Here is a 24,078-nt window from a genome sequence, read left to right as displayed (position 1 = left end):
GACGGATCGCTACTCGGGCAGGCGGTGGACGGTGTACCACGCCTCGTGGTGCAGCAGGCGCTGACCATCCTCCGCTTCGAGCTCGCCGAGGTCGATTTCGTAAACCATGCCGAGCGGGTCGGTCTCCACCGGGAACGTCAGCGTGATCGAAGTGCGGTCGTCGGAGACTTCCACTCGTGCGACGGGAACCGCCGCTTCGTCGGCTTCGGGCGAGCCGTAGTTGCCGGTGTACAAGTAGCGATAGCGCCTGACCCGAATGCTCTCGGGCTTGAGATCGGCTCCTTCGGCCAGCGGCCTGGTGAGGTGCACGACGAAGCCTTCGCCGCGGGGGCGAACGTTCACCGAATGCATCTCGAACGGCGCCGGTCCCTCGAAGGCCATGCGCGTCAGGCCGCTGGTGAGGGAGCTCATATAGAGCTGACCGTCGGGTCCGAACGTCATTCGCTCGCATCCCAGCGGCTGGCCGTCGACGAAGCGGAAGCAGGCGCCCTGATACTCGCCGTCGACCTGCTCCAGCGCGATCCGCATGATTCCGGCGTTCGCGCCGTAGCCGACGTCGCCGACGAACATCTGACCGGCGAAAGGACCGAATCGACCGTCGGTATCGTCGACGACCGGACCGGAGACGCTGCGACTTCGGCTATAGGGCAACCAGACCGCGCTGCGACCGTCGGGATAGGTCTCCGCCGGCAGGGCGTCTTCCGCGGTTTCGGGGTGTCCGTAGAACCGTCCCGGCACGATGTGAGCCAGCTTGCAGGCCTGGATCCAGTCGCCCTGGTTGTCGGTGAAGAACATGTCGCCGTTCGGACCGCGAGCGATCCCGTTCGGCACCCGGCACCCGGTCGCCATCTGCTCCAGCTTCTCCGAACCGTAGGCGACGCGCATCACGGAACCGCGCAGACGACCGGGGTTCACGTAGCCCGGGTTGGTCCAGAAGTAGCCCGTGTTCAGGGCGAACCACAGGTTCTTGTCGCGATCGACGGCCAGCCCGAACGTGTACTCGTGCCAGCCCGTCGAGAGGCCCCAGCCGGTGGCGACCGTCCGGTAACGATCGACCGTGCCGTCCCCGTCGCGATCGATCAGCTCGGTGATCTCCGGCTTCTGCGCGACGAAGATTCGTCCGTCGACGATCGCCAGACCGATCGGATGATAGAGGCCGCTGGCGTAGCGGCTCCAGCGAACTTGTTCGGGACGATCCTTCGGAGGAACTTGAGCTCGCCAGACCTGGCCTTCCGTCATGGCGATGGCGTACATATAGCCGTCGTCGCCGAAGGTGACGTCGGACGGGCGCCAGGTCGGAAAGGGTCCGGGAATCTCCTCCATCACGTAACCAGGCGCGGCGTCGCGTCGAATGGCCCCGATAGCGTTCCCGGGCGCGGCGCGACCAGATTCGTCGCCGACCGCTGTCCAGCGCTCGCCGTCGTCGGAGACTTCGATCCGATAGGCGACGGCAAGCCGATCCCGGCAGACGCCGGTGCGATCGCGAGCCCAGACGATCTTCTCCACGTCGACCGGTTCCGGAAACTCGATCTGCGCCCAGCCGCCGCCGTTCTCGGCGCTGATCCAACTATGCTCGTTTCCGAGCTGACCGTCGTTGAGATGCGAGATCTGATGAATCGGGTATCCCGAGATAACCGACGAGGCGCTCGCCATGCCAGCTAAAGCCAGATTTAAACGGGGATCCTTGCCGTAGACCTCCAGTTCGTCGATGCCGGGAGCCGATTCGTCGCTCGTCGCCGTGACGACGAATCGCAGGAACCTCGCTCGCACGGGCGGGAACTGGTCGACGTTCTCTTGAGGTTGAACGCCCGGGCGGCTGGCGATCGCCGCGACTGAAGGTTCCGTCGGCAGGGGCGCCGGGGGCGTTTCGATCGAGCGCGGCGGCGCGTCGCCGAATGCGTCGTTCAAGGCCGGCGGACTTGCCGCAAGCTCTGCGAGTTCCTTCGTCGACGGATGGTCGTTCGAGCCCTGATAGACCCAGGCATCGATCCGCAGGACAACGGCAGTTTCGGCATCCTCGGCGCGCGAAGAAACTAGCCGTATCGTGCGAGCACTGCCCTCGTCCTCGATCGCCCAGGAAGTCTGCTCGTCAGTGTCGAGGCGCAGGCAATGCAGGTCCGCTCCGCGGCGATACGTCAGCAGCGGCGAACGGTCGGCGCCTTCGGAGAAAGTCGTTTCGTTCCCGAGATTGTCGTAAGAGTGGATCGGTCCGTCGGCAGGAAACGAGAGCGACGCCTGCCCGCCGGGCGGAAGTCCGACGAAGCGGAACTGCCGACCCAGTCCGCTCCAGGCCGGGCGGTTCTCGAAGCGGACGTCTTCGCTGACCTGGATCTGCCGCTGATCGACCGCCGTCCGGTAGCGCAGCCGAACGGCAAACTGTCCGATTTCGTATCCGTCGAAACGCGACCCGACAGTAGGGTCGCTGGTCGCCGCGGGCTCGAACGCCTGCCATCCGGACTCGCGAGACAGTTTGAACGTCAGCGGATGGTCGCCCTCGACTGACTGTCGCGGCGCGCTTCCTTCGCGCTGCCAGTAGAGACCGAAGTAGTTCTGCGGCGTGTGCTTCACGAACCCGTCGGTCCAGGTCGCGACCATCCGCAGGCGATTCGCGTCGAACAGCGCCGATCCGCCCACGAAGCCAAGGGCGACGGCATGCGGGTACTTCACCTCGCCCTCGGCGGCGACTTCGCCGCGCTGGACCACGGGCCGCCAGGGAAGCGGGGCGTCCGGAACCTGCTGTGCGAATGCGTCGGGGGGAGGCTGCAACTCCCGCGCTCGCTCGGCGCCGCCGTCGCGCAGCTCGATCAGGTAGCGAACCAGATCAAGGAATTGCCCGCGGTTCGCCAGTTGATTGATCTGCCCGCTGGGCATGATCGACTGGTCGCTAGCCCGACGATCTTCGATGTCCGACTTAGCGACCGTGACGAGCTTGTCGGGCTGAGCGGCGTCGCGAAGGACCAGGCGTTCGTCATTCTCTTCGACGAGCAGGCCGGACAGCGAACGTCCGTCGGAGGTCACGAGCGACACGTTGGCGAAACCGACGGCGATCGTCTTCGAAGGCTCCAGCAGCGCTTCGACGATCGCCGCGTCGCTCGTCTTCGGATCGAGCTTCGCCAGATCGGGTCCGATCGCCGCCGGACGGTCGCCGACGCTATGACAGGTCGAGCAGGCCATCGAGCGGGCATAGAAGATGGCGGCCCCTCGCCGCGGGTCGCCCTGGCTCATCGCCTCCGTCGCCAGCGTGAGATTCCCTTCGGCGATCAGCCGCTCTTCGAACGTTTCCGCTCCCCTCGCCGTAGTTTCGCAGAGGATCGACGAGCAGAAGCACATCGCGAACGCCGTCAAATACCCAGCGGGCATGATTCGAGCGAAGGGGTAAATCATCAGGAACCGACCTCATCGCGGGGCATCGACTTCGTTCAACGAACTTCCGAACGAGCCTACTGTAATCGACTCGAAGCCGCTGGTTCACGGCGTCCCGATCGTCCGCTCGACGGAACCCTGCACATCGTGGGGCTGAGCGGCTTGTCGTTGCACCAGCGAAGCGCTTCGCATCTCGAATGCTTGAGTCGGGCGCTCGGCTTCGCTAACGTGTGCGAAAGCTCAGTAGAGCGCGACGGCGCGGAAGCGTCGTCTCTCGTCGATCGGAGAAGGAGTTCCGCGGGCGATGCGACTGACGGCCGATCAGATTCGCGAGATGGCGCCCGACGCCGGTTCGGCCAAGGCGGGCGCGTCGCTCGCCGCCGCCAAGCACTGGACCGACCTCGGTCGCGACGATGCGGCGATGTGGGGGCTGTGCAAGGGAAGCGCGGTCTACCAGGTGAAGATCGACCTGGCGGACCTCGGCTACCACTGCTCCTGTCCGAGCCGCAAGTTTCCCTGCAAGCACGTCCTGGGGATCCTTCTTCTGACTTCGACTTCCGAGGAGGCCGTTCCCGCCGCCGCGATCCCCGCCTGGGCGTCGGACTGGCTCGCGCGTCGACAGGAGAACAAGGAAAAGAAGGCCGCCAAAGTCGAGGCGCCGAAGAAGCCGGTCGACGAGGCGGCGCAAGCCGAGCGAGCCGCGAATCGGATGCGGCGGATCGCCGACGGCCTCGATCGACTCGATCTCTGGCTGGACGACCTGGTAAGGCGCGGCGTCGCAGGTATCGAGGCGGAGGGCGCCGCTCCTTGGCGAGAACAGTCGCGGCGACTCGTCGACGCTCAGGCGCCGGGGCTGGCATCGCGAGTTTCGCTGATCGGCGAAATTCCCGGTAGCTCTGCAGACTGGCCGCGGAGACTTCTCGCGGAAGCGGGGAAGGTGCGACTCTTCACGGACGCGTTTCGACGTTTGGATCGTCTCGACGCAAGTCTGCAGGCGGAGCTTCGTCAGACGGTCGGCCTGGTCGCGACGGCGGAGGATCTGGCCCGGGACGGCGATCGTGTCGCTGATTCCTGGATCGTCGGCGGTCAGACGGTCGAGGACGCCGATCGCGTGCGGACGCAACGGTCCTGGCTGTTCGGGCGCGAGAGCGGTCGTCGGGCGCTGCTGCTTCAATTCGCGGCGGGACAGCAGCCCTTCGCGGAGATCGTCGCGGCGGGAACGGAGCGTCGCGGCGAGCTGATCTTCTATCCCGGCGCCGCGCGTCAGCGGGCGAAGTTCCTCTCTGCAGGCGAAGGAACGCTGGAAGCGGTCACGGCACGCTGGCCCGGCTTCGATTCGATCGGGAGCTTCCTCGATTCGGTCGCCGATGATCTCGCGCGCTATCCCTGGTCGGACGCGTTCGGCGCGACGCTTTGCGGCGTGACGTTCGTTCCCGTCGGCGCCGCGTGGTTCGTGAGGGACGCCGCGGGCGACGCGCTGCCCCTCGCTCGCGGCGACCGGCGTCGGGTTCTGGCCAAGACCGGCGGCGAGCCGTTCGACCTCGTAGGCGAATGGAACGGTCGCGAGTTTCGACTCCTCGGGTTCTTTTTCGACAGCGCCTACCGAATCGTCTGATGGACGACCTCGTCAAAATCGCTCTGGCGGGCACGAACCGCATGCCTTTCGACGCCGCACGCGACGCGCGCCCGGCGGTTCGTCTGGTCGAGCTTTCGCGTTCATCGTCAGCGGAGGCCGACTCTGCCGCAGCGCTGCTCGAGGCCTGCGGCGCCGAGGCCATCTATCGCTTCGCCGGCTATCGTCCCGCGCGGAACGTTCCGCCGCTCGCGCCGGCTCCGGCAGAGGATCGCCCGTTCGCGTCGGCGACCGTCGCGGCAGCGGCGGAAGGATGGTTCTCGCGTCTGGCTCCCCTGGCCATCGTCGAATTTGCGCGGGAACTCGAGCGAGCGGGACTTCTGAATCCGCCCGAGCTTCTGCCGACGGTTCTCGCGATCGAAGACCGTGAATTGCGCATGGCTCTCGCACCGTCACTCGGCAATCGCGGACGCTGGCTCGCGGCGCTCGACAGAGACGCAGCCGCCTGGTCGGCATCTTCGAGCAATTCGACGAGTCTCGACGAAGTTCGATCGACCTTCGACCGTGGAACGATCGACGAACGAATCGCCGCGCTCGCCGACTGTCGGAAGATCGATCGCGACGAAGGCCGTCGCTGGCTGGAAGAGGCCTTCGCGTCGGAGAAGGCTGAGAACCGGCGACGACTGCTGGAGACGCTCGGGAGCGACGCCGACCCCGACGACGAAGCGTTTCTCGAAGCAGCGCGCAAGGATCGCTCGGTTCAGGTCGCCTCGCTTGCGACGCGGCTGCTGACCGAGATGCCGAGCTCGCAGCTCGTCGCCCAACTGACGGAGCGAGCCGGTCAGATTCTTCAGGGCTCTCGCAACTGGCTCCGCAAGCTCTCGCTCCGGGTCGAGTTCCCTAAAGAGATCCCCGAGGACTGGAAGCATGACGCGGGCGGCGAAGACCGCGTCGGACAGAAATCGGAGAAGTGGAACCTGGCGTTCGCGATCCTGCGAGCCGTTCCGCTGGCGCATTGGGAGAAGGCGTTCGGCGCGACGCCGGAATCGCTGGTCGGCGCCATCGCGGAGGAGGAGGACGCTGACGCCGTGGCTTGCGGTTGGACGGCGTCCCTCGCTAGCGATGCGGACGCGCGGCGCGACGGTCGCTGGTGGAGCGCGCTCTTCGACTACGCCTCGGCGCTGCAAGGATCGGGCGAGAAGCGAACGGTCCGCGACCCGCTCGCGCTCCGGCGACTCGGGCATCTCGTCGACGAGACGAACGTCGACCGCTGGCTCCGCCTGACCGAGCGACTCCCCGCCGACTCCAGCGACGCGTGGTTCGCCGATACGCGGTTCGCTCTCGACGGTCCGGCGTCCGCGAAGATTGCGCCGGCGTTCGTCGCGCGCATTCGCCGCGAACTCGCAACGTCGCAAGCCGAAGGCGTCTATCGCTGGGCGTCGCTGCTCGATTCGCTCGCGTTCGTCCTTCCCTTCGAAGAGATTCCGGCGGCGCTCGTCGCGTGGAACCTTCCGGAATCGGATACCTGGCACGCGCGGCGAACGGGGCAACTCGTCGAGTCGTTCGTCGACGTCGTCAGCCGGCGTCGGCGGCTCGTCGAGCAGATTCGCGCCGAGGCTCCGCGTTTGAGCTGACGCGTCCTTCAATCTTTTCTTTCTTGCGTATCGGAGTTCTGCGTTGGCGAAGAAATCATCGAAGCAGGTCGAAGACGGCTCGCCGAACGGCGCTATGCAACCCAGCGGCGCCTCGCATCCGAGCGGCGACGGGAAGCTTCGACTGCACGCGGAACAGCAGTTCGCCCACGAGTTGGAGGCGCTCGCGCGGGTCGACGATCGTCAGCGGCCGCCGCGATGGAATCTTTCGCCCTGGGCGGTGAAGACGTACCTGCTCGGCGGAACGTTGTCCGACGGAACCGAGATCACGCCGAAGTACGTCGGGTCGGCCCGGCTGATCGAGATCGCCGTCGCCACGCTCGCTACCGATCGGGGGTTGCTGCTTTACGGAGTGCCGGGCACCGCGAAGAGCTGGGTCAGCGAACATCTCGCCGCCGCGATCTCCGGCACGTCGACGCTGCTGATTCAGGGGACGGCGGGCACCGACGAATCGTCGCTGCGGTACGGGTGGAACTACGCCCGGCTCATCGCGGAGGGGCCGTCGTTCGACGCGCTGACGAAGAGCCCGATGATCGTCGCCATGGAATCGGGTCGGGTCGCGCGGATCGAAGAGCTCACCCGCATCCCCAGCGAGGTCCAGGACACGCTCATCACGATCCTCTCCGAGAAGATGCTTCCGATTCCGGAGCTTTCGAGCGAAATTCAGGCCGAGAAAGGCTTCAACGTCATCGCCACGGCGAACAATCGCGACAAAGGAGTGAACGAGCTGTCGAGCGCGCTCCTGCGACGCTTCAACACGGTCGTGCTGCCCGTGCCCGATTCGTTCGAGGACGAGGTGACGATCGTGCAGCGGCGCTCCGAGCAGCTTGGTCGGGCGCTGGAGCTTCCTGCGGAGAATCCGGCGCTGGAGGAGATCCGCCGGGTCGTGGCGATCTTCCGCGAACTCCGCAGCGGCGTGACCCAAGACGGCAAGACCAAGATCAAGTCGCCCAGCGGGACGCTCTCGACCGCCGAAGCGATCTCCGTCGTTTGCAACGGCATGGCGATGTCCGCCTTCTTCGGCGACGGACGCCTGGGGGCGGGCGATCTGGTGTCCGGTCTGATCGGCGCCGTCGTGAAGGATCCGGTTCAGGATCGGATCGTCTGGCAGGAGTACCTGCAGACCGTCGTGAAGGATCGCGACGAATGGAAGGATCTCTATCGGGCTTCCCGCGACGCCGAATGACCGGTTCCGCGAGTCAGAAAGGGAGATCTCGACGATGACCGTTCACGTCCTAGGTATCCGCCATCACGGCCCCGGCAGCGCTCGCAGCGTTCTCGCGGCGCTGGAAGAGATCGCGCCGGACGTCGTTCTGATCGAAGGGCCCGCCGACGCCGCCGACGCGTTGCCGCTCGCTGCGCATGCGGAGATGTCGCCTCCTGTAGCGCTGCTGCTCTACTCGCCGGACGAGCCGTCGCGGGCGTCGTACTATCCGTTCGCCGTCTACTCGCCCGAGTGGCAGGCGCTTCGCTGGGCGCTCGCGCGGGACGTTCCCGTCGAAATGATCGACCTTCCGCAGTCAATCGCCTTCGCCCAGTCGATCGCGCAGGAGCGCGAGCAGGCCGAGAAACTGGCGGCGGAAAGCGACGAATCATGTCCGGCATCGCCTGACGAAGAGGTCGCCGACGCTTCGTCGGAGCAAGGCGTGCGGACCGATCCGATCGGCTTGCTGGCCGAAGCGGCGGGGTATCGCGACCGGGAACTCTGGTGGGAGGAGCAGGTCGAACGCCGCCAGGATGCGCGCGACCTGTTCGCGGCGCTGCTCGATGCCATGCGGGCGGTGCGCGAAGAGTTCCCTGAAACGAGCGAGCGAGACCTGCTGCGGGAGGCTCACATGCGCCGCGCTATTCGCGCCGCGAAGAAGGGGGGGCGGGAACGCGTCGCCGTGGTGTGCGGAGCGTGGCACGCTCCCGTGCTCGATGACGAAGCGATCGCGGGCAAGCGACCCGGCTGCGGCATCGGCGAGGACGCCGCGCGACTGAAGGGACTTCCCAAGATTTCAACGCAGGCGACGTGGATTCCCTGGACCTACGAGCGGCTGACCTATCGGAGCGGCTACGGCGCCGGCGTCCATTCGCCCGGCTGGTACGAACATCTCTGGAGCGATCCCGATTCGCCGACCGTCGGCTGGCTCGTTAGGACTGCCCGCACCTTTCGCGGAGAGGACGTCGACGCCTCTTCGGCGAGCGTCATCGAATCGGTACGACTCGCCGACGCCCTCGCTGCGCTCCGCGATCTGCGAGCGCCCGGACTGACGGAGTTGTCGGAAGCGAGCCTGTCCGTTTTCTGCGGCGGCGACGACGTACGGATGCGGCTCATTCGCCGTAAGCTGGAGATCGGCGACGTCCTCGGCGAAGTTCCGGAAGAGACTCCGTCGGTGCCGCTGGCGCGCGATCTGGCCCGGCTTCAGAAGTCGCTGCGACTCAGAGCTTCGGCGGAGATTCGCTCGATCGATCTCGACGTCCGCAAGGCGAACGACCTGGAAAAGAGCCGCCTGTTTCATCGGCTGAACCTTCTCGGCGTTGCGTGGGGGAGGCGAGAGCACGATCGCAACCGCACCTCCTCCTTTCACGAAATCTGGCGAGTCGCGTGGGCGCCGGAGTTCTCCGTCGCCCTGATCGAGGCGAACGTCTGGGGGAACACGATCGAATCGGCGGCGACGGCGCGAACCGTTCGTCGTGCGGAGGAGGCCAGGGATCTGTCGGAGCTCACGGCGCTGCTCGACGCCGCGATCCTGGCGTCACTCGCCTCGGCGATCGAGCCGCTTCTGTCGAATCTTCAGCGCCAGGCCGCCGTCGCCTCCGACGCCAGACATCTTCTTCTCGGACTCGAGCCGCTCGCTCGCGTCATCCGCTACGGCGACGTGCGCGGCAGCGACGTGCGACAGGTAGAACCGATCCTGGTGGGGATGTTTCGTCGCGGCGAGGTCGGCCTGCCGGCCGCCTGTTCGGCGCTCGACGACGAGGCCGCTTCGCGAATGATCGAAGCGCTCGACTCCGCCGACAAAGCCCTTCAGACGCTTTCGCGCGAGGACCTGCTGGAGTCGTGGCATGAACGCCTGGCGTCGCTCGCCGGCGACGCCGTCCATCCGCTGCTGCGCGGCTGGTGCACGCGGCGCCTGCTCGACGCGGGAAAGCTCTCCGAAGAGGAACTCGTACGACTCTCGCGGCTGAATCTCGCGGCGGCGTCGGCTCCCGCGGAGGCTGCCGCCTGGGCGACCGGTCTGCTGAGGGGGAGCGGCCTGGCGCTGCTTCATCAGGACGGGCTTTGGCGGGCGTTCGATGGTTGGCTCGCCGGCCTGTCCGAGGAATCGTTCAAGCAGACGCTGCCGCTCGTTCGGAGGGCTTACGCCGACTTCTCGCCTTCCGAGCGACGACAGATGGGCGAGAAGGCGAAGCGCCTGGGACAACCGGGCGGAGAGGCGTCGGCCGCGACTCGCACGTCGGCGGACGACTCGATCGACGCCGCCCGCGCCGACCGAGTTCTGCCCACCCTGGCCGCGTTGCTCGGCGTCGATCTCGCCGATTTAGAAGGAGTTCGTCGATGAGCCTTACCGAAGAGGATCGTCGCAAGCGATGGCGGCTCGTTCTGGGGAGCGCCGCGGAAGGCGAAGACGGCGAGGGCATTTCCTCCCCCCTGTTCGGGATCGACGCGGACATGGACCGCGTTCTCTCCGCGCTCTACGACTCGGAGCGTTCGGCAGGGCTCGGCAAGTCCTGCCCCAAAGTCAATCGGTGGCTCGGCGACATCCGGACGTACTTTCCGAAGAGCGTCGTGCAACTCCTGCAGAAGGACGCGCTCGACCGCCTGAATCTACAGGCGATGCTCTTCGAGCCGGAGACGCTCGAGACGATCGAGCCCGACGTCCGCCTGGCGGCGACCATTCTTTCGCTCAAGGACGTTATCCCGGCGAAGACCAAGGCGACCGCACGCAAGGTCGTCGCCAAGGTCGTGGAAGACCTGGAACGGCGACTCGCCAATCCGATGCAGCAGGCGGTCAAGGGTGCGTTGTCGCGTGCCACGCGGACGTCGCGTCCGAAAGCGGCGGAGATCGACTGGAACCGCACGATCCGCCGCAATCTCTCGACGTACCTGCCCGACCGCCGGACGATCGTTCCCGAGCGGCTCGTCGGTTACGGTCGTCGCCGGTCGTCGCTTCGTGACGTCGTACTTTGTATCGACCAGAGCGGCTCGATGGCGTCGTCGGTCGTCTATTCCAGCGTCTTCGGCGCCGCGCTCGCGTCGATGCGGGCCGTGACGACGAAGCTCGTCGTCTTCGATACCGAAGTCGTCGACCTGACCGAGAAGCTCGACGATCCGGTCGACGTCCTCTTTGGAACGCAGCTCGGCGGCGGCACGGACATCAACCGCGCCGTCGGCTACTGCAGCAGCCTGATTTCGCGCCCGTCGCAGACGATCTTCGTGTTGATTTCCGACCTGATCGAAGGCGGCGTCGAACAGGAGCTTTTGAAGCGAACGGCTCGGCTGACCGCTTCCGGGGTGACGTTCGTCTGCCTGCTCGCTCTTTCGGACGAAGGGACCCCCTGCTTCGACGAGGGCCTCGCTCGCAACATGACCGCGCTTGGCGCCCCCGCCTTCGCCTGCACGCCCGATCTCTTTCCGGAGATGATGGCCGCGGCCATCGGTAAGCGCGATCTCGCCGAATGGGCCGCGAAGCGAGACATCGTCGTACGATAGCGATGGCCGGGAGCGCTCGAAACGCGGAATGCCGGATACTCGCGACGCGAGGCAACAGTTACCGTCTAGTCGCCCTCAGGTGTCCGGCGAAGGCGTCCATCGCGAGTCCATCGACCCCATGTTGAATATCTTCGAGCTCGTCACCCGTCGCCTGGTCGAGGCATGGAAGTCGGACGAGACTTCGGGCCACAAAAGCGCCTGCAACTGTCGCTGCGGGCGGCCCGTCTACTTTTACAACAGCGTCTGCCTGGGATGCCAGGCGCCGCTGGGGTTCGTGCCGCATGATCAGCAGGTTCGTGCGCTGACGGCGGGCGCCGAACCTGGAACGTGGACCGTCGATCTCGACGGCAAGGGCGATGACGAGGCAGATGCTGAAACGATCTGGAAGCGATGCGAGAATTTCGAATCGCCGGCGGGCTGCAACTGGCTGACCGAGGCGGACGAAGAAGAGACGCTCTGTCGATCGTGCCGTCTGAACCGCACGATTCCCGATCTTTCCGATCCCGATAACCGTCTCTGGTGGCGGAAGATCGAGAACGCGAAACGGCGACTCGTTTCGCAACTCCTCAGCATGGACTTGCCCATCGCGGCGAAAGAGACCGAGGACGCGAAGCACGGCGTGATGTTCGATTTTCTGCGGTCGCCCGAAGAGGGCCCGCGCGTTCTCACCGGACACGCCGACGGCCTGATCACGCTGAACGTCGAGGAGGCGGACGACTCGATTCGCGAACGAACGCGCCACGAGCTGCACGAGCCCTACCGCACGCTGCTGGGACATTTCCGCCACGAGATCGGGCACTACTACTGGAATCGGCTGATCGCCGAGACGCCGTGGCTGGAGAAGTTCCGCGAGCTGTTCGGCGACGAGCGCGAGGACTATGCCGAGGCGTTGAAGCGTAACTACGATCAAGGGCCGCCGGCGAATTGGGCGGACCAGCACATCAGCGCCTACGCCTCGGTCCATCCGTGGGAGGACTGGGCGGAAACCTGGGCCCACTATCTGCACGTCGTGGACAGTCTCGACACGGCTCTGCGGTTCGGCTTGAAGGGCGAGGACGTCGAGAAGACGATCGAGCCGTTCACCGTCGACGACCTGTACGACCCCGATGCGCCGGATGCGGCGCGCGTCGTCCTGCTGATCAATTCCTGGGTGCAGTTGACGACCGTGCTGAACGAACTTGCCCGGAGCATGGGCCAGCACGACTTCTATCCGTTCGTCATGTCCCGACCCGTGCTGCGCAAGATGCACTTCATCCAGATCGTCGCGAGGGAAGCTCGCGGCGGGACATCGCTCTTCGCCTGAAGCCGATGCGACGGGATGAGCGAGCCAGACCGCCGCCTTACTTCAGCGGAAGCAACCACGCGACGAGCGGCACGCAGATCAGCAGCACGATGAAGGCGAACGGGACGCCCACTTTCAGGAAGTCGACGAATTTGTAGTTGCCTGGCCCGACGACGAGCGTGTTCACCGGAGACGACACGGGCGTCATGAACGCGGTCGACGCCGCCAGGGCGACGATCATCACGAACGGGTAGGGCGATGCGTCGAGCTCCGTCGAGACGGCGATCGCTACGGGCGCCATGAGCACCGCCGTCGCCGTGTTCGAGATGAACAGGCCGAGCGCCGCGGTGACGATGAACAGGCAGCCGAGCGTTCCGTAGTCGCCCATTCCGCCGGTGACCGCCGTCAGGGCTTCCGCCGCCAGTTCGTCGCCGCCTGTCCGCTGCAGCGCGAGCGAAAAGGGTAGCATGCCGACGATCAGCACGATCGTCTTCCAGTCGATCGAACGATAGGCGCTCGCGATGTCGATGCAGCCGGTCGCTCCCATCAGCAGGCACCCGATGAGCGCGGCCTGCACGTTGGGAACGAGACCGGTGACCATCAGGACGATCACGATCGCCAGACAGACGACGGCGAAGAGCGCCTTTCCGGGCGCCGGCAAAACGTCTTCGGATTCGGCCGGCAGATCGAGCAGCGCCAGATTGCGCGACGAAGACCCCAGTTCGCGGATCGACTTCCAGGGACCGGCAAGCAGCAACGTGTCGCCGACCTGCAACGGTTCGTCGACTACTCCGGACTCGGACGGATGCCTCCCCCGGCGCAAACCGATCGCGGTCAGTCCGTAGCGTCCGCGGAACCGCAACTCGCGAATCGTCTTGCCCACCAGCGCGGAATTCGCGGGAAGGATGGCTTCCGCCATCCCGATCTCCTGAAACCGATCGGCGACGTGAACCCCTGCGAGCGGCAGGCTGCTCAGGCCGTACCGCGACTTGACGGTTTCGAAATCGAAGTCTCCCGAATCGGCGTCCAGATAGACGACGTCGCCCTCGCGGAGCGTCATGCTAGGCGCGGGAGTCGACAGCGCGATCGAGGGCGCACGCTCGACGGCGATCACGGCGGCATCCTGCCCCAGCGCGTCGTCCAGTTCCTTCAGCGGTTTCCCGAGGAGCGTCGATCCGCCGCCGATGCGAAAGCGTCGTTCCCGACGGCTCAGGTCGTACTCCGCGACCCAGTCCTTCAGGCGAGTTCGATCGTCCTTGTCTCCCGCGGCAGGGTTTTTGCCCGGCCCGAGGAAGCGACGGGCGTAGAGCATGTACAAGATGCCGGCGATAAGCACCGGAACGCCGAACGGCGTGAAGCTGAAGAAGCCGAAGCCTTCGATTCCGTGTCGCGTCAGTTCGGCGTTGACGACCAGATTCGGCGCCGTGGCGACGAGCGTCATCATGCCGCTGATGAGCGCCGCGAAGCTGAGCGGCATCATCAGTCGCCCCGGCGCGACGCCCGAGGTCTGGGAAATTCTCAGCGCGACCGGGATAAAAATCGCCGTCACGGCGGTCGAACTCATGATCGCGCCCAGCCCGCAGACGACGACCATCAGGAGCGCCGTCAGGCGGACCTCGCTGGAACCAGCCGTGGAGATCAGCCAGTCGCCGAGCTTTCGCGCGACTCCGGTCCGGACCAAGCCGTCGCCGACGACGAATAGCGCGGCGATCAGCACGACGTTCGGATCGGCGAAGCCCTGGAGCGTCTCGCCCATCGTGACGATGCCGGTGAGCGGCAACGCGACGAGCGCCAGGATCGCGACGACGTCCATTCGCGGGCGATTGACCGCGAACATCACCACCGCGGCGCCGAGGCAGGCCAGTACGATCCCGAGCTCGGCATTCATTCCGCGGCATCCGACGAGCAGAGATTCTTCCCCTCGATCGAGGGGAGTACAGCCTACTCGCGACGACGTCGCCATGCCATCCGCCGACGATCGCGACGGAGCGAGTGGCGGACCGTCAGCCGCCGGACCGAAGCGTCCCAACGACGACGCCGACTATTTTTCGCGACCTGTCGCGACGGCCCGTGATCGAGGCGTATCATGCCTCGCGACGATCATTCGACCGATCATTTTGCCGGTGCAGAACTCGTATGAACGCTCGCTCACTGGACCCCTCGGACGAAGAACGTCCTTACGTTTCGACGGGCCGACTGCCTTCGCCCGATCAGGTGAGGGAATTGGTCGCCGAAACCCACGAGCGGTGCCGATCGAACGCGGAAGGACAAGTCTCCCAGGTCTATCCCGCGCTCGCGCGGGTGCCGCCGGAGTTGTTCGGCATCTGCATCGCCGGATGTGCGGGCGACGTCTACGCGGTCGGCGACTCGGACTACGAGTTCACGATCATGAGCGTGTCGAAGCCATTCGTCTTCGCCCTCGTCTGCGAAGCGCTGGGACATGCGGAGGTTCGCGACAAGGTCGGCGTGAACTCGACCGGGCGGGCGTTCAACTCGCTCGAAGGGATCGAAAGGGGCGACGACGGTCGCACCAATCCGATGGTCAACTCCGGCGCGATCGCGACGACGAGCCTCATTCCGGGAGCGAATCACGCCGACCGCTGGAAAGCGCTGCATGACGGTCTTTCGCGGTTCGCCGGTCGGACGCTGTCGTTGAACGAAGAAGTCTACCAGTGCGCGTCGGAAACGAACTTCCGCAATCAGAGTCTCGCGAGGGCGCTGCAAGGCTACGGCAGGATCTACCTCGACCCTGCGGAGGCGACCGATCTTTACACCCGGCAGTGCTCGCTCGACGTCAGCGCCAGGGATCTCGCAGTGATGGGTGCGACGCTGGCCGACGGGGGCGTGAATCCTCTGACGAAAGAACGCGTCGTCGCCCCATCCGTATGCCACTACGCGCTGGCGACGATGGCGACGGCGGGTCTTTACGAAACCTCGGGCGACTGGCTCTACGAAATCGGTCTTCCCGGCAAAAGCGGAATCGGCGGCGGGATCGTCGCCGTCGCTCCGGGGAAGGGCGGTCTCGGCACGTTCGCTCCTCCGCTCGACCGCGCCGGAAACAGCGTCCGCGGGCAGATGGCGGCGAGACACCTGTCGCAGCGTCTCGGCATGGACCTCTTCGCCTCGGCGCCGGAAACCTGAGCGTTTTTCGGCGACGATCGCTCGCGGGCCGATGCATTCGACGGTCGTCGGAAAGATGGTACTCGAACGACATTAATTTCCCCCCCGACAGTGGCGTTCTGTCTAGGAAGCCACTATCTTCAACTTCGCCGAATAACGCTTTGGGGCAGCGTCAGCGATTCGGGCCCGGATCTCCTCTCGAAGATGGCGAACGCTGACATGTCAACCGCGACGACCGCTTACGGTCCCCCGTCCGGCGGCGACGATCTGGGCGTGCTGAAGAGCTACTGGCCCCTGTTCGCGGCGGTCGGCGCCGCAATGGTCGCGTTGGGAATGGTAGCGATCAGCTACTCCTGCCTGGCGTCGATCACCGTTCTCGTCACCTGGATGTTCGGCTTCGTGCTGATCGGCAGCGGAATCGCCGAAGCCGTGACGGCTTTCCTCGCCGGCAGGACGCGGCACCGCCTGATTCACCTGCTGGTCGGCGTTCTCTACGTCGTCGCGGGGGCGTTTCTGGTCGATCGACCGGAGTCGGCAGCGATCCAGTTGACGTTGATCATCGCCCTCTTCCTGATCTTCGGCGGAGCTTTCCGCGTCGCCTTCGCGGCGGTCGAACGTTTCGAAGGCTGGAAGTGGGTCGCGCTCAACGGCGTCGTTTCGCTGGCGCTGGGGCTGATGATCTACCGCCAGTGGCCTGCGTCCGGGCTCTGGGTCATCGGGCTGTTCGTGGGGATCGAGATGATCTTCAACGGATGGGCCTGGGTGATGTTCTCGCTCGTACTGAAGAACGTCTCGCCGCGTCAGGAAGCTTCGTCCGCCTCGCTCTGACGACGCACCGGTCGACGATCGGTCGCCGCTCGTCGCGAGCGCCAGGAGATGGCTTCTCGACGCGACGCACGCATCGGTCGCCCCTGCATGGCGAGGCGGTTTCGACGCACGAGTTTCGCGGCGTTCGTTCTGCGCGGCGTCCGCTCGCTCTCTCGGGCCTGATTGACGCCCTGCGGTATCGTTCGCTTTCGAAAGTCGGGAATCGACGGCATGAAGAAGTGGCTCACGCTCGCCTCGCTTAGTTCGGCAGCGGCGCTCGCTTTCGCGACGGGCTGCAGGGATCGTTCGCCTCCCAGCGCCGAACTCGTTCGTCCCGTGAAGACGATGGTCGTCGGCGCCGACGATAACATCCGCCTGCGCACGTTCCCGGGAACGGTCGAGGCGTCGCGCAAGGCGGAACTCGCGTTTCGCGTGCCTGGGATTCTGGCCGAACTTCCTGTGCGGGAAGGGGACCGCTTGAAGACCGGCGATCTCGTCGCGAGGCTCCGCGAGGACGAATTTCAGGTGCGGCTCGACGCGTTGCAGGCCCAACTGGAACAGGCCCGCGCGGAACTGGATGCCTTGGTGCAGGGCGAGCGCCCGGAGGAGATCCAGCGCCGGGAATCGCAGGTCCGCGCAGCCGAATCGCGTCTGGTGAACGCCAGGTCGGACGTCGAACGACGCGCGCCGCTGGTCGAGTCCCGCACCGTGACGCGGTCGGAATTCGAGCGGTTCGAGAAGCTCTACCAGGTGGCCAAGGAAGAACACCAGGCCGCCCTTCGTAATCTGGAACTCGGCTCGTTCGCACGGCAGGAAGACGTCGCCGCGAAAGAGGCGATGATCCGCGGGCTCGAAGCGCGCGTCGTCGAAGCGAACCTCGATCTTCAGGACTGCCGGCTGATTGCCCCCTACGACGGCGTCATCGCCCAGCGCTTCGTCGAGGCGGGCCAGACGCTCCCGGCGAAGACCCCCATCGTGCGGTTCCAGGACGCGGAAGAACTGGAAATCGTCGTCGACGTCCCCGAGGCGGTCATGGCGGCGGATATTCGAACTGCCGACATCCTGCAGATGACGGCGCAGTTCAACGGCGCGCCCGGCATCGACTTTCCGGTCCACTTGCGCGAGATCTCGCAGGTCGCCGATCCCGCGACGCAAACGTTCCAGGTGCGCGTCGCGATGCTGGTTCCCGAAGGAGGCTCGATCCTTCCGGGAATGACCGCCGCAGTGACGGTCCGCTACCGACGCTCGACGCTGCTGGGAGAGACGATCCTCGTTCCCGCGGCGGCGGCGCTGAATCGGGAATCGGGCGAACAGGTCGTCTGGATCGTGCGCGATGACGGCTCGGTCGAATCGCGACAAGTCTCCGTCGGCTCGATCGTCGGATCGAGCCTCGAGATCGTCGAGGGCCTATCCGCGGGCGACCGGATCGCCATCGCGGGCGCCACGCGGCTGCGCGATGGAATGCAGGTCCGCGATCTCGGCGATGCGCTCGGCGGAGGAACCCGATGAACCTGGGAGTTCTCTCCGTTCGCAACAATCGCGTCGTCTTCTGCGCGATGGTCCTGGTCGTCGTCGGGGGAGCGGTCGCCTACCAGAATATGGGGCGCCTGGAAGACCCTGAATTCACGATCAAGGAGGCGTTGATCGTCACGCCTTACCCGGGCGCCAGCGCGGAAGAGGTCGCCGTCGAGGTGACCAACCCCATCGAAGCCGCGTGCCAGCAGCTCGGACAGCTCAAACGGGTCGAGTCCGAATCGGTCCGCGGTCGATCGACGGTCACCGTCGTGATCGAGGATCGCTTCGACAAGCATTCCATCCCTCAGGTCTGGGACGAGCTTCGGCGCAAGATCGCCGACGTGCAGGATCGGTTGCCCCCCTCTGTACGAGGGCGATCGATCGTCGTCGACGACTTCGGGGACGTCTACGGCGTCTTCCTGGCGATCACCGGCGAAGGGTATACCCAGGCCGAACTTCGCCGCTACACCGAAACGCTCCGCCGGGAACTGCTGCAGGCGGCTGACGTGAAGAAGGTGGACCTCTTCGCGGCGCAGCAGGAGGCGGTGTTCCTGGAGATTTCCAGGCATCGCCTGTCGCAACTCGGCATCGACGAGCGGCAGATCTACGAGCGTCTGCAGGCGCGAAACATCGCCGCCGACGGGGGACGTATCCGCGTCGGCGACGAACATACGGCCCTCGATCCGAAGGGCGCGTTCGCGTCGGCGGAAGAGATGCTCGACGTGGTCATCGGGTCAGACAGTTCCGGCAGGCAGCTTGCGCTGCGCGACGTCGCGACGATCGAACGAAGTTATCAGGATCCGCCTCGCCGGATCCTGCGCTACGACGGCCAGCCGGCGATAGGCCTTGGCATCTCGACGGTGCAGGGCGGCAACGTGGTGACCATGGGGGACGCCGTGCGGGAACGGCTGGTCCGCATGGAGGCCGATCGGCCGCTCGGCATCGAAATCAACGAGATCAATTTTCAATCCGAAGCGGTCGTCGACGCCACGAACGACTTCATCTTCAATCTGATCAAGGCGGTCAGCATCGTCGTGATCGTGCTGCTGATCGCGATGGGACTCCGAACCGGAATCGTGGTCGGCATGGTGCTGTTCCTCACGATCATGGCGACGTTCCTGGTGATGTACCTGGACGGCGACATCCTGATGGAGCGCATTTCGCTCGGCGCGCTGATCATCGCGCTCTGCATGCTGACCGACAACGCGATCATCATCGTGGAAGGGATCCGCGTCCGGATCGAAGCGGGCGACGACAAGCTGCAGGTGGTCAAGGAGTCGGTCGCGCAGAATCAGTGGCCCCTGTTCGGCGCTACGGCGATCGCCGTCGTCGCGTTCGCCGCGATCGGTTTGTCGGACGACTCTACGGGCGAGTACTGCAACTCGCTCTTCCTCGTGATCCTGATTTCGCTGAGCCTGAGCTGGATCTCGGCGATTACGGTGACCCCGATGCTCGGGTACTACTTCTTCAGCAAGAAGCAGACCGCCTCCGGCGTCGCGGACGATCCGTACGGCGGCATCGTGTTTCGCGTCTATCGATCGATGCTCGTCTGGTCGCTTCGCTTCCGCTGGGGAGTCGTCGTCGCCTCGATCCTGGCGTTCGTCGTCGCGATCTGGGCCTTCGGCTTCGTGAAGCAGAGCTTCTTTCCGCCGGCGACGCGACCGCAGTTCATGGTCGACGTGTTCCTCCCGTCGGCGACCCACATCCTCGCGACGGAAGCGTTCGCCGAGTCGATCGAGGACCACGTCCACTCCCTCGACGGAGTGACGCATATCTCGACGTTCGTCGGCGGCGGCGGGCTGCGATTTCTGCTGGTCTATTCGCCGGAACGGGAGAATCGGGCCTTCGTGCAGTTCCTCGTCGACGTCGACGACGAAGGCAAGATCGACGGGCTGATCGACGAAATCCAGACCCATCTCGAAGAGAACTATCCGGGCGCCAACGCCGTCGCGAAGAAGTTTCTGCTCGGACCGGGCCAGGGGGGCCGCGTCCAGGCGCGGTTCAGCGGACCCGATCCGACGGTGTTGCGACGGCTCGCCGAGCAGGCGGAGACGATTCTCGAAGCCGACGGCGGCGCGGTTTGCGTCCGTCACGACTGGCGCGATCGCGAAAGCGTCATCCGCCCCACGCTGCTCGAATTGCAGGCGCGGCGGAACGGCCTGACCCGCGTCGAAGTCGCCCAGGCGCTCGAGCTCGGATTCGAAGGACGCGTCGTCGGCTTCTATCGCGAGCCGGGCGACGCCGCTCAGGGCATCTTCCCGCAGGAGACGCGACTGCTGCCGATCGTCGCGCGCCCGCCCTTGAACGAGCGGAGCGAAGCCGACGCGATCCGGAGCATGCAGATCTGGAGCCCGACAGCGGGGCGCATGATTCCGCTCAATCAGGTCATGTCGAACGTCGCCGTCGAATGGGAGGATCCGGTCGTTATGCGTCGCGACCGGTTCCCGACGGCCACGGTCCACGCCGATCCGAGTTTCGGGCTGCCGAGCCAGCTCTTCGGAAGAGTCCGCGACCAGATCGAGGCGATCGAATTGCCGCCCGGGTACTCGCTGGAGTGGGGCGGCGAATACGAGGACTCTCGCAACGCGCGCACCGCGCTGGCCGAGTCGATTCCCGCCGCGCTGACGCTGATGGTGTTCATCGTCATCTGCCTGTTCAACTCGGTGCGCGTGACCGCAGTCGTGTGGCTGGTCGCGCCGCTCGCCCTGATCGGCGTTTCGGCGGGGCTGCTGCTGACCGGGGCGCCGTTCGGATTCATGGCGCTGCTCGGCGTGCTGAGCCTGGGCGGCGAACAGATCAAGAACTCGATCGTGGTCCTGAGCAAGATCCGCGACGAAGTCGCCGCGGGGACGAATCACTACGATGCGATCGTGAAGGGCTGCGTCATGAAACTGCGGCCCGTGCTGATGGTCGCCATCACCACCGTGCTGGGCATGATTCCGCTGCTCACGGATCCTTTCTTCTCGTCGATGGCGGTCGCCCTGATGTTCGGGCTTTCGTTCGCCTGCGTGCTGACGATGTTCGTGGTTCCGGCGCTGTACGCGATCTTCTTCAACGTCCGCGAGAATTCCGCCTCTTCCGTTTCGTCCAAACGCTGATTCGTCCGTCTTCTCTTCCGGATCACGAACATGCTTCACGTCGACATTCCGTCCCGTTCGGACCTTCAGAGCCTGCTGCACGATCGCGGCCCCGGACGCGTCTCGATCTATCTGCCGACGTCGCCTCTGACCGATCAGGCTCAGAAGAGCCGCATCGCGCTCAAGAACCTGGCATCGGAAGCGATCGGACAACTCGCCGATCACGACAAGCGAGAAGTTCGCGCGATGGAAGAGGCGCTCGACGATCTGGTCGATGACGACCAGTTCTGGGAGTTCCAGGCGAATAGCCTCGCCATTTTCGTCTCGCCTGCCGGTTTGCGAACGTTCCGACTTCCCAATCAACTGGAGCCCGCGGTCGAGGTGAGCGACCGCTACTACATCAAGCGGCTCCTGCGCTCGGTCACGACGCCTCAGACCGCGTTCGTGCTCGCGCTTTCGCAGAACGCCGTTCGCGTCGTGCAGGTGACTGCTGATCTTCCGGCTTCGGACGTTCGCGTCCACGACATGCCCAAGGACGCCGCGAGCGCGGCGGGAAAGTCGTCGATCAAGGACCGTTCGCCGAGCGGGCGGATGCAGGGTTCGGAAGGACAGAAAGTTCGGCTGACCTCCTATTCCCGCAAGATCGATCACGCGCTGCGCGATCTGCTCGGCGGTCGCGAGACGCCGCTGATCCTCGCCGCGACCGAGCCGCTGCTCTCTATCTACCGCGGCGTGCAGACGTATCCGCATCTGGCGGCGACCGCGATTGAAACCAATCCGGACGAAATCAGCGATCAGGATCTGTCCGCTGCCGCACGCCGCGTTTTGGACGAACTATTCCAAAAGGAACTATCCGAGATTCGCGATTCGTTCGAGCGGCTGTCGAGTTCAGGGCGGACGACGACCGACGTTTCCTCGGCGGCTCGCGCGGCGACTAACGGCGCGGTTCAGACGCTGCTGGTCGATATCGACCGTTCGGAACCCGGATTCATGGACGAGATCGGCGCGGTGCAGTTCGCGGACGGACCCTGCGCGAAGAGCCATGACCTGGTCGACGAAATCACTGCGAGGGCCCTCGCAGGCGGCGCGCGGGTGTTGTCCGTACGGGCCGAGGACATTCCCGGCGGAAAGTCGCTCGCTGCGATCTATCGCTATCCCGCGTAGGTCCCGACTCGACGCCTGTCGCGAGCGGAACGGCCTGAGGGGACGTGCCGCTCGAAACGAGATCCTGCCGCCGATAAACTCCGACGCCGATTTCCCACGCAGATCCGACGCGCCCGACGAAAAAGTCGTTCGCGCGACACGCCACAGGACGCTTCCATGAGCGATTCGACTGACGCGCCGAAGACGATCATGCAGCGGATTCTTGACGTCGTCGAGAAGGTCGGGAACCTGGTGCCGCACCCGGTCCTGATCTTCCTTTCGCTGATCGCGCTCGTGATCGTGCTGTCGCACGTGCTCTACCTGGCGGGAGCGACCGTCACGCAAGAGGTCCTCGTTCCGTCGACGACAGCCTCTGCCCCGGGCGACGAATTCGACCCGTCGGAATACGACACGGGAACGACCGTCTCATACGGCACGCTGGACGAAGACGCCTACAAGATCGAAGAGCGGACGATCTCCGCGCGCAGTCTGCTGACGATCGAAGGCGTGCGGTTCATGTACTCGTCCCTGATCCCGAACTACATGGGGTTCACCGCGCTCGGCCTGATGATCGTGGCGATGGTGGGCGCCGGCGTCGCCGAGGAATCGGGTCTGGTCAAGGCGCTCATCCGCAAGCTTGTGATCGTCTCCCCGTCCTGGGCGCTGACGTACATCCTCGCGTTCGTCGGCATCCTGTCGAGCGTCGCGGCGGACGCCGGTTACCTGGTGCTTATTCCGCTGGCGGGCATCGCCTTCCTGAGCGTCGGGCGGCATCCGCTCGCGGGTCTCGCGCTCGGATTCGCCGCGGTCGCGGGGGCGTTCACAGTCAACATGCTCATCAAGCCGTTGGACGCCGTACTGGTGGAGTTCACCAACGACGCTATCGCCCTCGTCGATACCGAACGTTCGATCGGTCTGGCGTCGAACGTCTGGTTTTCGATCGCGTCGGTGATCGTTCTGACGGTGATCATCGCGTTCATCACGGAACGTCTGATCGAGCCTCGCCTCGGCAAGTACGTGCCGCAGACGTCGCCGGACGATGCTCCCGCGTCGAATGCATTGACCGAAACGAACGACGACAACCGGTTGTCGGCCGCCGAGTCGCGAGGTCTCCTCTTCGCCGGACTGGCGGCGTTGGCGACCCTGGTCGTCTTCGCGCTGCTGACGATTCCCTCCGGCGCGCCGCTGCGGGATGCGGAGACGGACGTGCTGATCGGCAACTCGCCGTTCATGAACGGTCTGATCGCGCTGATCATGGTTCTGTTTTTGGGAACCGGCGCCGCGTACGGCTACGGCGCGGGAACGCTGATGAGTCTGACGGCGATCATCGGGTCGATCGAGAAAGCGCTTCGCAGCCTCGGACCCCTGCTGCTGCTCTTCCTGGTGCTCGCCCAGTTCATCGCTTACTTCAACTTCAGCAACATGGGGACGATCCTGGCGCTCTCGCTGTCGGACACCCTGCAGTCCGCCGATTTCCCGCCCTTGGTGCTGCTGATCGCGTTCATCTTCGTCGTCGCGCTGATCGACCTGCTGATCACGGGCGCCATCGCGAAGTGGGCCCTGTTCGCGCCTATCTTCGTGCCGCTGCTGATGAATCTCGACGTTTCGCCGGAAGCGACGCTGGCGGCCTATCGCATCGCCGATTCGCCGATGAATTCGATCACGCCGCTCAACGCCTACTTCGCGCTGGTGGTCGGCTTCGCCCAGCGATACGACCGGAGCGCGGGCGTCGGGACCGTCGTCTCGCTGATGCTGCCGTACGTCGTGATCACGTTTCTCGCGTGGACCGCGCTCTTCGTGATCTGGCACCTGGCGCGGCTGCCTTGGGGCGTCTGATTCTCCGTCCT

Annotated in this window: 14 protein-coding genes; 12 read left to right on the top strand and 2 right to left on the bottom strand. The window is 65.3% G+C overall.

Annotated features, from left to right (window positions below):
• Positions 1-9 precede the first annotated feature (9 nt).
• A complete protein-coding gene (locus SH602x_RS05310; RefSeq protein WP_479475802.1) occupies positions 10-3,360 on the bottom strand; it encodes a DUF7133 domain-containing protein in 3,351 nt (1,116 codons plus the stop codon).
• Positions 3,361-3,667: 307 nt separating this feature from the next.
• On the opposite strand from SH602x_RS05310, the gene SH602x_RS05305 reads away from it, so the two are divergent.
• From SH602x_RS05305 to SH602x_RS05280, 6 genes are all read left to right on the top strand, one after another.
• Positions 3,668-4,978, top strand: a complete 1,311-nt coding sequence (locus SH602x_RS05305) for an SWIM zinc finger family protein (RefSeq protein ID WP_479475801.1) — start codon at positions 3,668-3,670, stop codon at positions 4,976-4,978.
• A complete protein-coding gene (locus SH602x_RS05300; protein WP_479475800.1) occupies positions 4,978-6,570 on the top strand; it encodes a DUF5691 domain-containing protein in 1,593 nt (530 codons plus the stop codon). The genes SH602x_RS05305 and SH602x_RS05300 overlap by 1 nt, the downstream gene beginning before the upstream one ends.
• A 43-nt stretch (positions 6,571-6,613) precedes the next feature.
• Positions 6,614-7,774 (top strand): ATP-binding protein, encoded by a 1,161-nt coding sequence (locus SH602x_RS05295; RefSeq protein WP_479475799.1) that lies wholly within the window; start codon positions 6,614-6,616, stop codon positions 7,772-7,774.
• A 34-nt stretch (positions 7,775-7,808) separates the two neighbouring features.
• Complete coding sequence (locus tag SH602x_RS05290; RefSeq protein ID WP_479475798.1) at positions 7,809-10,136, top strand: DUF5682 family protein; 2,328 nt, start codon at positions 7,809-7,811, stop codon at positions 10,134-10,136.
• Positions 10,133-11,287 carry a VWA domain-containing protein gene (locus SH602x_RS05285; protein WP_479475797.1) on the top strand — a complete coding sequence of 385 codons (1,155 nt, stop codon included), beginning with the start codon at positions 10,133-10,135 and terminating at the stop codon, positions 11,285-11,287. The genes SH602x_RS05290 and SH602x_RS05285 overlap by 4 nt, the downstream gene beginning before the upstream one ends.
• 118 nt (positions 11,288-11,405) lie before the next feature.
• Positions 11,406-12,590 (top strand): zinc-binding metallopeptidase family protein, encoded by a 1,185-nt coding sequence (locus tag SH602x_RS05280; protein ID WP_479475796.1) that lies wholly within the window; start codon positions 11,406-11,408, stop codon positions 12,588-12,590.
• 37 nt (positions 12,591-12,627) lie between these two features.
• On the opposite strand, the gene SH602x_RS05275 is transcribed toward SH602x_RS05280, so the two are convergent.
• A complete protein-coding gene (locus SH602x_RS05275; protein ID WP_479475795.1) occupies positions 12,628-14,457 on the bottom strand; it encodes an SLC13 family permease in 1,830 nt (609 codons plus the stop codon).
• A 248-nt stretch (positions 14,458-14,705) separates the two neighbouring features.
• Between SH602x_RS05275 and glsA the strand changes: the two genes are divergently transcribed.
• The 6 genes from glsA (at position 14,706) to SH602x_RS05245 (ending at position 24,067) form a co-directional block, all read left to right on the top strand.
• Positions 14,706-15,710 (top strand): glutaminase A, encoded by a 1,005-nt coding sequence (gene glsA / locus SH602x_RS05270; protein WP_479475794.1) that lies wholly within the window; start codon positions 14,706-14,708, stop codon positions 15,708-15,710.
• Positions 15,711-15,908: 198 nt separating this feature from the next.
• Positions 15,909-16,517 (top strand): HdeD family acid-resistance protein, encoded by a 609-nt coding sequence (locus SH602x_RS05265; protein WP_479475793.1) that lies wholly within the window; start codon positions 15,909-15,911, stop codon positions 16,515-16,517.
• Between the two features lie 210 nt (positions 16,518-16,727).
• Entirely contained in the window at positions 16,728-18,005 is a 1,278-nt protein-coding gene (locus SH602x_RS05260; RefSeq protein WP_479475792.1) for an efflux RND transporter periplasmic adaptor subunit, read from the top strand.
• The gene (locus SH602x_RS05255) at positions 18,002-21,109 is read left to right on the top strand and encodes an efflux RND transporter permease subunit (RefSeq protein WP_479475791.1); all 3,108 of its coding nucleotides are present in this window, start codon (positions 18,002-18,004) and stop codon (positions 21,107-21,109) included. The genes SH602x_RS05260 and SH602x_RS05255 overlap by 4 nt, the downstream gene beginning before the upstream one ends.
• Before the next feature lie 30 nt (positions 21,110-21,139).
• Entirely contained in the window at positions 21,140-22,252 is a 1,113-nt protein-coding gene (locus SH602x_RS05250) for a baeRF11 domain-containing protein (protein ID WP_479475790.1), read from the top strand.
• Between the two features lie 156 nt (positions 22,253-22,408).
• A complete protein-coding gene (locus SH602x_RS05245) occupies positions 22,409-24,067 on the top strand; it encodes an AbgT family transporter (RefSeq protein WP_479475789.1) in 1,659 nt (552 codons plus the stop codon).
• Positions 24,068-24,078: the final 11 nt, after the last annotated feature.

Source organism: Lignipirellula cremea, from assembly GCF_056501455.1.
Note: the sequence above shows the minus strand (reverse complement) of the source record. Positions and strands in the feature narration are given on the sequence as shown.